Genomic DNA, 13726 nt, shown 5'->3' on the forward strand with positions numbered 1-13726 from the left:
TCCTCCTTAAAATGTTGCTTCAAGATATTTCACGCTTGTGTAAATTGCTTTCGTATCGCCTGCCGTACCGCCTTTTGTAACAATCGGAATACCATCCAGGTAGCCTCCGATGAATTTTCCGTAGGCGACTAGCGGCAGGATTTCGTCGATCAATTGGATGCCTTCCGCTCTTGAGATCGAGCAGAGGGAAGCGGTTACATCTCCGCCGCTTGTAAAACAGCCGCCAATGTCAAACCGGCTGTTTTGGATCACGAGCCTTGTCATCTTGCCCAGGCCGTCGGCGATGCGCTTTGCCAATGCATCCTGGCTTACATGCTCCTTCTCAGCGAGCGTTTTCAAATCCAGGATTTCTGATCTTCGCGAATCGGTCGTGATCAGAAGAATGTCCTGCTTTTCCATCTCTTCTGCCGCTCTTTTGATGACACGGTCTATTTCTTGATCCCACGTTCCGCCCATTGTCGCAAGCTTTTTGGCATCCACATAGACAGGGCGGAGATTCGTCCTATCGATCAAATATTGCAGCTGTTTGGAGCTGTTGGATGTGACGCTGCCGACGGTGATGATAATTTTTTTGTCCTTCATCTGCTTTCTGCTGAACGCTCGGGCGTACGCGGAAGTCAGCGGCCCGGGATCGGCGGGGACCATCTGATACATATCCAGCTCCGCCATAGCACATGCGATTGATTCAATGTTCTCATTCGTGATGGCATCAGGAACGAGGATTCGGGCGCCTTTTTGGATTTTCTTCAGCATGTCCGCTTCGATCGCTTCTTTGCCGGCGAGGATGGTCTCCAAACCGATGCCTGCAACCTGATAATCGCTTTGCTTTTGTACAAGCTTCGGGATATGCGATTCTGTAACAGGCTTGACCGGATCCTTTCCGACATCAGACAGCTGGACGGGTACGCCGTGGATCAGCAGATAGCCGCCTGACACGATACGGCCTGAGTCTGGATATGCCGGAACGACGACCGCGATGGACTCTTCGCCCAATTCATGAAGAAGGGTACCCAGCTCTACTACGATGTTGCCGCGCACCGTGCTGTCGATGCGTTTGCAGACGATATCCGTTTTCCACTTTTTCAGGTTCGCTGCCGCCGTCTTCACCCGGCGATGTGCGACTTCCTCTTTGGCATACCGGCTGTCGGTATCGATGATCACACCATTGATCTCTTCAGATGACGGCAAATTTTCGTAAAAGACCATCGTCGCCACGGTGTAGCCAAGCTTTGTCAGCTTGACGCCGGTGCCATTGCCTCCGGTGAGATCATCTGCGATAACGCCTATTTTCATTCGGGTTCCTCCTCCGCTGCTATGACATCTAAAAGCTCCCGCAACTCATGAGGATGGTAATCGACGATGCCGGAATCTGAAATGATGCCGGATAAATCCTTTAAGCCGCACACCTTAACAAGTGCTTTTTGATCAAGCTTGCTGGCATCAGCGACGAGCCAGGTTGCCCGGGCGGATTCGATCATGAGCTTCTTAATTGATGCCTTTTCGAATGTCGGTACTGTGACCCCGGCATGCAGGTCGACGGCGTGCGCTCCGAGGAAGCACAAGTCAACGTGCACATTGCGTAACGTCTGTTCCGTCAGCGGACCGAAAAGTGCGCCAATATTATTCTGCACCTCCCCGCCTGTGAGAATCAGCTTGACTTCGCTGTCCATCAGCTCTGCTGCAATCTTGATGTCATTTGTCACGACCGTCAATTTGCTTTTGTGCTTCAGCAGCTTGGCGATCTCGAGTGTAGTCGTTCCAGAGTCAAGCAGGATGGTGTAATTTTCTTTCACGAGCTCTGCCGCTTTTTGGGCGATGCGCTTCTTCTCTGCTGCACGTTTTCCTTCCTTTGTCAGAAAGGAAGATTCCATGACAAGCGGCTTATTGAGAACAGCGCCGCCATGCGTGCGGATGATCTGTTCCTTCTCCTCCAGATACGCCAAATCGCGCCGGATTGTCATGGCGGAAACATCCAGCTCCGCCGCCAATGCTTCAATATCGATTTTTTGGTGCTTATTCAATTGTTCCAGAATTACATTTCTGCGTTCATTCGGTTGCATTTTCCTCACCTTTTGTTAGATATGAACAACTTATATGTTTATAATAAACATATTTGCGTGGAGAGTCAACGTTTTTTTGTGAGAAATGATCATCGTAAGGAGGCAGAATGTTAATCATGAACAATCGAGACACATCTGCTTCGGGCGGAAAAACAAAAAAACAGCCGGCGAGGTGCCGGCTGCCGTTGTTCGTACGTCTCATTATGCCTTAATTACCTTGCTTGGTCCTTATTTGTAGATAGTCGTAGTGACAAAAACACAATATAAAGGAATCTTCTTTTGTATTTGAAATGACCGATGCTTATAATAAGTTTACGTTTGTCAAAATTCAATATGTAGTCCTTGTTCAACCAACAATGCAGGTATACTTAATTAAAATTGAAATAAGTTAATCTGTGAAAAGGAGGATTTTTTATGGATGATCATTACCTCTTACAAATCGAACAAATAATGAAAGCATTGTCTAAATCCTGGTCTTTAGACTCAAGCTCAAAATGGAGCAAGGATAACCCTGCAAATGGACAATGCGGCGTAACCGCTCTAGTAGTAAATGATATATTAGGTGGAGAAATAAGGAAAACAAAACTGCCTGATGGATGGCATTTTTATAATTTTATCAATGGTAAAAGATATGATTTTACGGTTTCTCAATTTAAAGAAGACATTCTGTATATGGACATTTCCTCTAATAGAAGCGAAGCATATTCAGATACCGATGAAAAACAATATAACCATTTAAAACAATGCGTTATGAATCGTTTGTCTGTTTCAAATATTGAGTTACGTTATAATAAAGAAAAGGGAACCCCTTAAATATTGAGGGTTCCCTTCATTTTATACAAATATCAACATTAAAATGAACACAGCTTTTCGTTAAACTTGTCCAAAGCTATGATTAAGGTTGATATCATTGAACATGCCTTGTTTTTATTTTTTGGGGAGCGACGCAGAAAACTCCGCTGCGTTTAAGCCGGCAAGCCGTCCGGTGACGAGGGCTGATGTAATGTTGTACCCGCCGGTGTACCCGTGGATATCAAGGATTTCCCCGCAAAAATATAATCCGTCCTTTTTTTTGGACGCCATTTTTTTCGGATCGATTTCTTTTATCGAAACACCGCCTCCGGTCACAAAGGCTTTTTCAAGCGAAAGCGTGCCGTTCACCTTGACGGAAAACTCCTTGCAGTCTTTTACGAACGCCCTGAAACGGTCTTTGGAAAGGGTGAAAAAGGTTTCGGAAGGATCGATCCCGCTTCGTTCGAACAGAAACAGAAGATACCGTTCCTGCATCCAGGATTTGAGCACATTTTTAACCGATTTTTTCGGCGACTCTTTCAGCTCTTTCTGCATTCGCTGAAACAGCTGTTCTTCGTGGATGTCTGGGAACAAATCGATTTTCATCCTTACATGCTCCTGTTTTTTCAGCTCTTTTACGACAAATTGGCTGCACCTGAGGACGGCCGGGCCGGAAAGGCCGAAATGCGTGAAAATCATATCCATCTGATGGGTGATGACGGGTTTGCCTTTTTTGTTTAACACGCTTAGCGCGACATTTCTCAATGACAGGCCCTGCAATGTTTTTTGTTTAATGAACGGCTCGTCTGAAGTGACGGGAACCTCAGTCGGGAAAAGCTCGGTAATCGTATGCCCGGCATTCTCGGCCCATTCATAGCCGTCTCCCGTTGAACCGGTATGCGGGACGCTTTTGCCGCCGACCGCCACGACGACCGCCCCGGTCAGAATCTTTTCACCGTTATTCGTTACAATGCCGCATGCCTTCTGATCGTCGTATAACACAGATGCCACCTTTTCGTTCGTACGAATGTTGACATGCAGCTGTTCAAGTCTTTTCAACAGGGCGTCCACAACGCTTTGCGCTTTATCGGAAACGGGAAACATCCGCCCGTGGTCTTCTTCTTTCAGCTTCACGCCGAGACGTTCAAAAAACGCGATGATGTCTTCATTGTTAAACTCGGAAAAAGCGCTGTATAAAAAGCGCCCGTTTCCGGGGATATGCTTGATGATTTCATCAATCGGAAGGCGGTTTGTGACATTGCAGCGGCCTCCTCCCGAGATGGCGAGCTTGCGGCCGAGCTTGTTGCCTTTATCAATGAGCAGCACGTTCAGGCCCCGCTCACCGGCCGCGATGGCGGCCATCAGCCCGGAAGGCCCTCCGCCGATGACGATTACATCATAATGCTTCATAACATTTCCTCAACTTTCCTGCAGTGTAAGGCTGCGCGAAGTGAATCCGCGCTCCATCCTATTATTATAACGAAACAATCGCCCCTTTAAAAAAAGATCTGTTAAAATTTAGCCCAGTTATTATTACCTAGGTGAAGCACCTGTGTGTTAAAATAGAAAAGTTGAATCTATTTTAGAAAAATGGTGATTGGGAACATGTCAAGCAAACTGTTAAGAGGCACGTTTATATTAACGCTTGGTACCTATATTTCAAGGATCCTCGGAATGATTTATTTAATTCCGTTTGGAGCCATGGTCGGTGCCACCGGAGGTGCCCTGTTCCAGTACGGTTATAATCAATATACGATTTTTTTAAGCATTGCCACGATGGGCTTTCCGGCGGCCGTGTCCAAGTTTGTTTCAAAATATAATTCGATCGGTGATTATGATACAACGAGAAGGATGCTGCGCGCCGGAATGTCGATGATGCTCGTCACGGGAATCATCGCTTTTTCCCTTCTTTATGTAACCGCTCCGTTTTTTGCGGAAACGGCGCTCGGCGGGACGGAAAATAACGGTCTGACGATCGAACACGTCGTTTATGTCATTCGCATGGTCAGCCTGGCTTTATTGGTCGTGCCGGTATTGGCTCTTGTGAGGGGATTTTTCCAAGGCCACCAGATGATGGGGCCGACAGCCGTTTCACAGGTTGTTGAACAGCTTGCCAGAATCGTTTTTCTCCTCACTGCGACGTATTTGGTCATGAAAGTGTTAAACGGCGGACTTGTGGTAGCCATCGGCTATGCAACGTTCGCTGCATTGATCGGTGCGTTTGCGGGGCTTTTCACCCTTTATTTTTCCTGGCAGAAAAGAAAAGGGCACCTTATATCGATGAAGCCGAACCTCGTTCCGCCGTCAAATATTACGTACAGGCAGATGTTTAAGGAACTGTTCAGTTATGCCGCTCCGTATGTTTTTGTCGGGCTGGCGATCCCGCTTTATCAGTACATTGATACAAATACGTTTAATAAAGCGATGATTGAAGCGGGGTATCAAAGCCTCAGCCAGGATCTGCTGGCGATCGTCACGCTTTACGTTCCTAAGCTTGTGATGATTCCGGTTTCTCTTGCGACGGCGTTCGGACTGACATTGATTCCGGTTATTACGGAAAACTTCACCAACCGTGATTTTCCGGCTTTAAACAAGCAGATTGACCAGGCGATGCAGATTATTTTGTTTATCGTGCTCCCGGCTTCCGTCGGAATGTCGCTTCTCGCGGGACCGTTCTACACGTTTTTCTACGGATCGGAAAGCCTGCTTCCCGATGTAGGACAAGACATCTTATTCTGGTATTCGCCGGTGGCGCTTTTATTTTCTTTATTTACGGTTAACGCCGCTATTTTGCAGGGGATTAACAAGCAAAAATTCGCTGTTGTCAGCCTGCTGATTGGGGTCATCATCAAAGTCGTGCTGAACGTACCTTTGATCAAGCTCTTTCAGGGAGAAGGATCGATTTTGGCGACAGCTCTCGGGTATACGGCATCTTTATTGTATGGTTTCATCATGATCAGACGACATGCGGGCTACTCTTATAAAAAGCTGTTTAAAAGGTTTTTGCTGATGGCGATCCTGACCGCTGTAATGGGAGTCATCGTATTGATCGCCAAAGCGGTCCTCGGTTTATTTATTTCATATGAGGGCGGACAGATCCGCTCAGCTGTTATCATCGCCATTACATCGGCAATCGGCGGTATCGTCTATCTGTATTTGGCTCACCGTCTAAAACTGTTAGAAAAAATATTCGGTCAGCGGTTAAGCCGCTTTTTCAAAAGAAAGGCCTCGTAAGCAGGCTTTTCTTTTATTTTACGTTAATCTTTGAGAAGGTTGTTCCTTTGTTTTGAAAAGAGGGTACAAAATCGTGATGGACAATAAGGGATATATAGCATGCACACAATAACCATTCCGATCACGTTTAGGTACATGTCCGCAATTATTCGCAAAAAACGAACGGCAAAGGAGCAAGGAAACATCATGAAGGACATTGGAACATTAAGTTACCGGAGTTGGTTGAACAAAAACAGACTAAGGAAATGACTTTAGAAGCACATGTTGGACAAGCTTACTTCCGAATAGTCTGGCGGGAACGGAGCGGACAGCCGCGGAGCAGGGACGCAATTTATCAAACAGCCAGATTGAAATGTCCGGTTGTTTTTTTGAAGTCATAACAGCATAATGAACAAAGCCTTTTATTTATATTAAGGAGGAATCACCTTATGAGATTGGATAAGCTTCTCGCGAACAGCGGCTATGGATCGAGAAAAGACGTGAAAAAAATGCTGAAGAACGGAGCGGTTCGCGTAAAAGACAGAATCGTCAAGGATGCGAAAGAACAGGTTGATCCGAATCATGACGAAGTAACCGTATACGGCGAGCCCGTCCATTATCGGGAGTTCATTTATTTGATGATGAACAAGCCGCAGGGTGTGGTGTCGGCAACAGAGGACAGCCGAGAAGAGACGGTTATCGATTTGCTCGAACCGGAGTTTTTGCACTTTGCGCCGTTTCCGGTCGGAAGGCTTGACAAAGATACCGAGGGCCTGCTTCTTCTGACAAACGACGGCGGGCTTGCGCACCAGCTTTTGTCGCCGAAAAAGCATGTCCCTAAAACGTATGAGGTGCATGCCGAGAAGCCGGTCACAGAGGCTTGCGCCGCCAGACTCGAAAGCGGGGTCGATATCGGGGACGGGTATGTCACAAAGCCGGCGAAAGCGGTGATTCTGGAAAATGAAAACGGCAGACATAAGCTGCTGTTGACGATCACGGAAGGGAAATTCCATCAGGTGAAACGGATGCTGAAAGCCGTCGGCAATGAAGTGACTTACTTAAAACGGCTGAAGATGGGAGATGTGGCGCTCGACTCAGACCTTTTGCCGGGAGAGTACAGAGAGCTGACGGAATCGGAGCTTGCGGCTCTGAAAAAATAAAAGACACTCAAAACTCTGAGTGTCTTGTTAGAAGCAGTTTCAAAAACTCACAAAGCAAAGTGAGTCTTATTTATATCAATTGTGTCTGGAACATTTCTATGAAGATATTCTCACTTTTTTTCTTGTTGTTTCCCATTTGCCTCTGCTCGGGCTGCGAACCAAATCGTTGTATGCCAACACATTCAGATCACGCTGGATTGTTCTCGGTGTAGTGCCAAATTCATCAACCAGTTCCTGGGTTGTAACGAGTCCCTTTTCTTGAATGAACATGTAGACTGACTTAATCCTGGTTAGCATTCGGTTTGTTGAAGGTTTCAAACAACCACTCCCTATCATATGATCGAATGGACTTGACTACCACAACTTACGACTCCAAAATGCAGCATGGACGATTAACAAACAACTCGTAAAAATAATCAATAAATATTATACACGATGTGTCAAAGAAATATCCAGAAAAAAGCCGGAACCAAAATTATGAAAAAATGAAAATCGAAAGCGAAAACGCTTGAAATCAAGAGGCTGGCTGCCGCCTAAGCCTCTTTTTCTATATTAATGGCCCTGCAAAAAGAACAGGTGGATGAAAAACAGGATCGCGAAGATCAGGACGAGCGGATGAATCTCCCGCCATTTTCCTTTCGCGGCTTTCACGATCGGATATGAAATAAATCCGAGCGAAATCCCTGTTGCGATGCTTGATGTTAAAGGCATGGCAAGGATGACGAGAAAAGCCGGGAACGCCTCGTCGAGCTCTTTCCAGCGGATGTCGGCGACGGCTCCGATCATCATGCTTCCCACAATGATCAAGGCTGGAGACGTTATCGCCGAAATGCCGGAAACAGCGCCGACAAGAGGACCGAAAAACAGAGCTGCGCCAAAGAGAACGGCGACTGTCAGAGACGACAGCCCGGTTCTTCCTCCGGCTGCTACCCCGGCCGATGACTCAATATAGGCGGTTGTCGGGCTTGTCCCGAACATGGCGCCGATCGTCGTGGCCGTCGAATCGGCGAGAAGCGCCTTTCTCGCGTTCGGAAGCTTGTTGTTTTTCATGAGTCCCGCCTGTTCGGCGACGCCGATCATCGTGCCTGTCGTATCGAAAATCGTGACGAGCAGAAAAGAGAAGACGACCGAATAGAGCCCGTAATGGATGACGTCAGAAAAGGCCGTCAAAGGATTCGCGATGATCAGCTTTTCAGGCAGATGAGGCATGGATAAAACGCCTTGGTCAAAATGGAGCTGACCGGTGAAAAAGGCGATCAGGCCGGTGAAAAGCATCCCGAAAAACAGAGCGCCGTTTACATTCATGATCATCAGAACGACGGAAAAGGTAAGCCCGATCAAGGTCAGTACGACTTCCGGCGAGCGCAGGTTGCCGAGGCCGATCAAATTGGCTTCATTGGCCGTAATGATTCCGGCTCCTCTTAGTCCCACAAATGCGATAAACAATCCGATCCCTGCGGTAATCCCGTGTTTTAAATTGGCGGGAATCGCTTCGATCAGTTGTTTTCTGAGCGGTGTTAAGGATAAGATAATAAAGAGAATCCCTGCCGCGAATACGGCGCTGAATGCCGTTTGATACGAAATTTCACCGTTTGATGAACCGACGACGGAAACTGCAAAATACGCATTAAGCCCCATTCCCGGTGCAATCGCGATCGGGAAGTTGGCCGCAAGCGCCATCCAGAGCGTTCCGACGACAGCGGCGATGATCGTAGCGGTAAACACCTGGTCAAAGGGAATGCCGGTGCCAGAAAGAATGCTCGGATTGACGACAACAATGTAAACCATCGTAAAGAAGGTTGTGATTCCTGCAAGAATTTCTTTTTTAACTGTTGTTTTGTTTTCTTTTATGTTAAACATAATTCCTCCAATAACGAACATTATAACGAAACAATATCTATAATATTCGTTAACAGGCATTTTTGCAAGTCGTTTTCGCGAATCTGATAAAAGGAAAGGATGAAACGATGAACTGGGAACTGGAAGTAGAAAAGAGAAAGGACGGCATTGTTCAGGATATACAGGATTTCTTAAAAATAAACAGCGTTCTAGATGAAAAGACCGCCGGGCCTGGCAAGCCGTTTGGAGAAGGGATTCACAAATGTCTGACGGCTTTGCTTGAAAAAGGGGAGACAAACGGCTTTACGGTGAAAAACCTCGATGGCTATGCGGGCCATATCGAATGGGGAGAAGGCGAAGAGATCATCGGCATCCTCTGCCATATTGACGTCGTCCCGCCCGGAGACGGATGGACAAGCGATCCGTTTGCCGCCGACATCAGAGACGGCCGCATTTATGCGAGGGGCGCGCTCGATGATAAGGGGCCGACAATGGCCGCTTTTCACGCCCTGAAAATCGTGAAAGAGCTGAATCTTCCGTTGTCAAAGCGGATCAGGCTGATCATTGGAACAGATGAAGAAAGCGATTGGCGGTGTGTGGAGCATTATTTTAAACACGAAGAAATGCCTTCAGCCGGATTTGCTCCTGATGCCGACTTTCCGATTATTTACGCGGAAAAGGGGCTGATTGACGCAGTTTTGCACTTGGATTGCCCTAATAGCGGAAGCGGCGGGGGATTGGTTTTGGAATCGCTTCGGGCAGGGCGCCGTTTCAATATGGTTCCTGATGAAGCTGAAGCTGTCCTTTCCGGAACGGTTACACCGTATGTTGAACAATCGTTTGCCGATTTTGTAAAAGAAAAGCGGGCCGAGGGCCGAATTACGAAAAACGGAGACCGTTGCAGGATAAAAGTTTTCGGAAAATCGGCACACGCCATGGAGCCTGACAACGGCATCAATGCAGGGCTGATTCTGGCAGAGTTTCTACATACGCAAGCGCTTGATTCAGCGGGCCGCCATTTTGTAAAAGCGGTGTCAGATGCCTTTAGCGGTGACACGAGAGGGAAAAAGCTCGGGATCGCCGTAAGCGATGAGATCAGCGGTGACCTGACCTTAAACGTCGGACGGATCGCTTACGGGAAAGAAAAAGAAAGTACAGTCGGCATCAACATCCGCTATCCGGTGACAGAAACGAGCGGTCCGGTCAAAGAAGCGCTCGAACGCGTACAAGGCGGAAAGCTTGTGAGCTTTAAAGACAGCAAGCCGCACCATGTTCCAAAAGACCATGAACTGATCAAAACGCTGCAGCGGGTATATGAAGAACAGACAGGGGAACAAGCGGAATTGATTTCGATCGGAGGCGCGACATACGCGAGGTCGCTGCAAGCGGGGGTGGCGTTCGGCCCGCTCTTCCCCGGGCGCCCCGACGTTGCCCATCAGAAAGACGAATATATGGAAATTGACGACCTCTTGCGGGCGGCATCTTTGTACGCGCAGGCTATATACGAACTTGCGAAGTGATACAAAGTGAGAAGAGGCGTTTCATTTGAAATTCCCAACCGCGGCGGATGGTTTCTATCCGATATGTTACAACCGATTCGAATTTCTAAGTACGATTGGCTGCTTGATGGATACGAATGGTATATCGTTCAACACGAACAGCTGACAGATGAGGAGCTTTTTCCGGATGATCAAAACGTCGTGGAAGGTGAAACGCTGCAAACACGCTTGGAAAACACGTCATATACGATTTGTGCAGAAATGAAAGCATTCCCGAAGAATCAGCATCCTGAGCAAATCGAGACATATGGAGAGATCATCAAAAGCGAATGCAGTCTGATTGTTCTCATTGCGGATTCCTGTTATGTATCCATCTATGGCAAAGACCACAAGCAGATTGGCTTGTTGTACAGAAATGCAAGAGCTTGCGGTTTTGAATATATAACAGATGAAAATGATGCAAGGACAGCGCTGCATGTATAGAATCTGTTACATAAAAAACACTTGATTTCGCACGTCGAAATCAAGTGTTTTTCTTTAATATTGAAATAAATCGCTTGATAGATAGCGTTCTCCGGTATCGGCGGTCATACAGACGACAATTTGATCGGCCGGCAGTTTTTTAGCCGTTTCAATCGCGGCAAAGCAAGCCGCACCTGAGGAAGGGCCGACAAGAATGCCTTCTTCCCGGGCCAGTCTGCGCGTCATCTCATACGCTTCCTCGTCGTTTATTTTCAAAATTTCATCATAGACGTTTTCGTTTAAAATATTCGGGATAAAACCGGGGCTTGTCCCGACGAGTTTATGTTTTCCGGGCTTGCCTCCGGATAATACGGGCGACCCCGCAGGTTCCGCCACATGGACCGTTATTTTCGGAAACAGCTCCTTCAGCTTTTCACCCGTTCCGGTAATCGTGCCGCCCGTTCCTGCAGTCGCCACAAACGCAGCAAGCGGTTTGCCGATTTCTTCTATTGCCCGGGCAATTTCCAAAGCGGTTGTTTTTCGGTGGGCCTCGGGGTTCGCTTCATTATCAAACTGCATCGGGATGAAGCTTCCCGGAATTTGTTCCGCAAGTTCCTGCGCTTTTTTGATGCTTCCCGGCATTCGTTCATCCCCCGGTGTAAGGACGACTTCTGCTCCGTACGCTTTTAAAAGGTTGATCCGTTCTTTCGTCATCGTATCAGGCATGACGAGAATCGCCTGATATCCTCTTGCGGCGGCATTCATGGCGAGTCCGATTCCCGTGTTTCCGCTTGTCGGCTCGATGATCGTAGCCCCGGGCTTCAGAAGGCCTTTTTCTTCAGCGTCTATGATCATTTGATATGCCGCTCTGTCTTTCACGCTTCTGCTCGGGTTGAAATATTCGAGCTTTACGTAAACCTGTGCCGCATCCTTCGGCTGAACCCGGTTCAATTTAACGAGGGGTGTATCTCCGATTAAGTCTGCTATATTGTGAACGGCTCTCACACTTGTGCACCCTTTCTAAGAAAACATGTTCTTTTCAATATCCTATCACAACCCCGTAAAAGTGAAAAATAGAGAGGTTATAAGTCCCTTTGTTTTTTGTTAAAATAGTAAGAAGATCAATGGAAGGATGGCATGCCATGCATATGTCTGTAAAACCGCATTTTTTTATTGGAATTCCTTTTCCGGCTGAGCTTGCTGAGCCGCTTTATCATTCCATCAGCAGCCGCCCGGAGTTTTCTTTTCATAAATGGGTTCATCCTTTGGACTATCATTTTACGCTCGTATTTCTTGGACCGGCTGACAGTGAGCCGCTTTCGGACCTTGAAGAAAGCTTAAGTCTGATCGCTTCTGACACGGACTCCTTTGAACTCCGCCTCAAAAAAACGGGGACGTTCGGCAAGCCGTCTGAGCCGAGGATCCTCTATGTTGAACCCGAATATTCCGCCGCTCTTTTTGAATTAAGGGAGCGGGTGAAGCAGGCGGCGGCCGGCGCGGGCTTTGAAATTGAGAAGCGGCCTTTTCATCCCCATATGACGGTTGCGAGAAAGTGGAAAGGGACCGCCTCCTTTAACGGGCGCTTAGATCCGCTGAATGATGAGGTTTCGTTCACGGCACGCAATCTCACCGTTTTTCAGACGCATCTGGACAAGGTTCCAAAATACGAGCATAAAACTGTTTTTCCTTTCGGCGCAAGACATCAAGCAGCAGAAATGTAAGATTCGGAGTTGAAACAACGATGGCACAGATTATTAAAATACAGGATTGCATTTCAAGATATGAACAAGACCCTTATCACTATATGAATCAGTTCATCCGCTTAAAAAAACAGCGATGGCAGTCAATGACGGCCATCGCGGAAGAGAAGGAAGCGGGCCGTTTTCAGATCGCCGCAGCCGCCCGGGAAGAAACGGGCGGCACGAAGAAGAAAAAATTTTCATTAAAAAGAAAAAAAGAAGCATCCGATATGAATAGTGGAAGAGAAGTCGATGATCAATGGTTTAACGGTTTGGAAGCCGAAATGGACGGAAGTTTTATCGCAAAAATCCCCGCCGGCAAAAAAGAGCTTGCTCCATTTTTTAAAGAATACCTTTATCAATTTCAATTAAAATGGGCAAGCTCGACGATTTCTGACATATCCAGCCTTTCCCGGGAAATACATAACGATAAAATTCTGCAAATTTTGGCCCAGCAGCTTCCGGATTCGTATTTTCTGATGTACAAGCCTGTTTTGCAAGTGAATCAGGCGACGGTCGAATTAAGCATCATTCTGTTAACGCCGCTTGAAATCTATTGCATAATTTTCCTCGAAGGTGATAAGGAAAGCACCTTTAGCGGTTCCAAAAATCGTTTTTGGAAGGAAAAAACCGTACGAGGCAGAGAAACATCCGTTTTAAATCCGTCAACTGAACTTATCAGAACCGGTTCTGTCCTTTCGGGGCTTTTGAAGGGGGCAGACATTGACCTGCCGATTCGCAAAGCGATCTTCAGCAGGACTTCGTATATCGATTACCCCGAACCTCCGTACGGAATCGACATTTATGACCGGAGAGAGTGGCGCAACTGGATCGCGAGACAGCAAAAAAACATCGCTCCGATTAAAAACAGGCAGCTGAAAGCCGCGAAAATTCTGTTAGCTCACGGCGTTTCCGATTCAAAGCGCAGAAAGGAATGGCTCGATTAACCGTCTGAACGTTAT

At 47.2% G+C, this 13726-nt stretch carries 13 protein-coding genes; 7 read left to right on the plus strand and 6 right to left on the minus strand.

Annotation, left to right across the window (positions count from 1 at the left end):
• Positions 1-6: 6 nt before the first annotated feature.
• Both AB447_RS06295 and AB447_RS06300 read right to left on the minus strand, forming a co-directional pair.
• Positions 7-1293: a four-carbon acid sugar kinase family protein gene (locus AB447_RS06295; protein WP_048405847.1), complete on the minus strand. Its 1287-nt coding sequence runs from the start codon at positions 1291-1293 to the stop codon at positions 7-9.
• Complete coding sequence (locus AB447_RS06300) at positions 1290-2060, minus strand: DeoR/GlpR family DNA-binding transcription regulator (RefSeq protein WP_048355235.1); 771 nt, start codon at positions 2058-2060, stop codon at positions 1290-1292. The genes AB447_RS06295 and AB447_RS06300 overlap by 4 nt, the downstream gene beginning before the upstream one ends.
• A gap of 414 nt (positions 2061-2474) precedes the next feature.
• Here AB447_RS06300 and AB447_RS06305 point away from each other — a divergent pair, with 414 nt between their 5' ends.
• The gene (locus tag AB447_RS06305) at positions 2475-2873 is read left to right on the plus strand and encodes a YunG family protein (protein ID WP_048355234.1); all 399 of its coding nucleotides are present in this window, start codon (positions 2475-2477) and stop codon (positions 2871-2873) included.
• A 114-nt stretch (positions 2874-2987) separates the two neighbouring features.
• On the opposite strand, the gene AB447_RS06310 is transcribed toward AB447_RS06305, so the two are convergent.
• A complete protein-coding gene (locus AB447_RS06310) occupies positions 2988-4262 on the minus strand; it encodes a BaiN/RdsA family NAD(P)/FAD-dependent oxidoreductase (protein WP_048405848.1) in 1275 nt (424 codons plus the stop codon).
• Between the two features lie 195 nt (positions 4263-4457).
• On the opposite strand from AB447_RS06310, the gene AB447_RS06315 reads away from it, so the two are divergent.
• Positions 4458-6086 (plus strand): putative polysaccharide biosynthesis protein, encoded by a 1629-nt coding sequence (locus AB447_RS06315; protein ID WP_048355233.1) that lies wholly within the window; start codon positions 4458-4460, stop codon positions 6084-6086.
• A gap of 428 nt (positions 6087-6514) precedes the next feature.
• A complete protein-coding gene (locus tag AB447_RS06320) occupies positions 6515-7225 on the plus strand; it encodes a pseudouridine synthase (protein ID WP_048355232.1) in 711 nt (236 codons plus the stop codon).
• Positions 7226-7321: 96 nt separating this feature from the next.
• On the opposite strand, the gene AB447_RS06325 is transcribed toward AB447_RS06320, so the two are convergent.
• Together AB447_RS06325 and AB447_RS06330 are read right to left on the minus strand one after the other, a co-directional pair.
• Entirely contained in the window at positions 7322-7543 is a 222-nt protein-coding gene (locus AB447_RS06325) for a DeoR family transcriptional regulator (RefSeq protein ID WP_006636141.1), read from the minus strand.
• 234 nt (positions 7544-7777) lie between these two features.
• The gene (locus AB447_RS06330) at positions 7778-9085 is read right to left on the minus strand and encodes an NCS2 family permease (RefSeq protein WP_048405849.1); all 1308 of its coding nucleotides are present in this window, start codon (positions 9083-9085) and stop codon (positions 7778-7780) included.
• Between the two features lie 107 nt (positions 9086-9192).
• Here AB447_RS06330 and pepV point away from each other — a divergent pair, with 107 nt between their 5' ends.
• Both pepV and AB447_RS06340 read left to right on the plus strand, forming a co-directional pair.
• A complete protein-coding gene (gene pepV, locus AB447_RS06335) occupies positions 9193-10584 on the plus strand; it encodes a dipeptidase PepV (protein WP_048355300.1) in 1392 nt (463 codons plus the stop codon).
• A gap of 6 nt (positions 10585-10590) precedes the next feature.
• Positions 10591-11046 carry a DUF2691 family protein gene (locus tag AB447_RS06340; protein WP_048355231.1) on the plus strand — a complete coding sequence of 152 codons (456 nt, stop codon included), beginning with the start codon at positions 10591-10593 and terminating at the stop codon, positions 11044-11046.
• Between the two features lie 54 nt (positions 11047-11100).
• On the opposite strand, the gene cysK is transcribed toward AB447_RS06340, so the two are convergent.
• Positions 11101-12030 (minus strand): cysteine synthase A, encoded by a 930-nt coding sequence (gene cysK, locus AB447_RS06345; protein ID WP_048355230.1) that lies wholly within the window; start codon positions 12028-12030, stop codon positions 11101-11103.
• A gap of 137 nt (positions 12031-12167) precedes the next feature.
• Here cysK and thpR point away from each other — a divergent pair, with 137 nt between their 5' ends.
• Positions 12168-12746, plus strand: a complete 579-nt coding sequence (gene thpR, locus AB447_RS06350) for an RNA 2',3'-cyclic phosphodiesterase (RefSeq protein ID WP_231592060.1) — start codon at positions 12168-12170, stop codon at positions 12744-12746.
• A gap of 20 nt (positions 12747-12766) precedes the next feature.
• Positions 12767-13711, plus strand: a complete 945-nt coding sequence (locus AB447_RS06355) for a hypothetical protein (RefSeq protein ID WP_048355229.1) — start codon at positions 12767-12769, stop codon at positions 13709-13711.
• The last annotated feature ends 15 nt before the right edge of the window (positions 13712-13726 follow it).

This window comes from Bacillus glycinifermentans, assembly GCF_001042475.2.
Taxonomy (GTDB): Bacteria; Bacillota; Bacilli; order Bacillales; family Bacillaceae; genus Bacillus; species Bacillus glycinifermentans.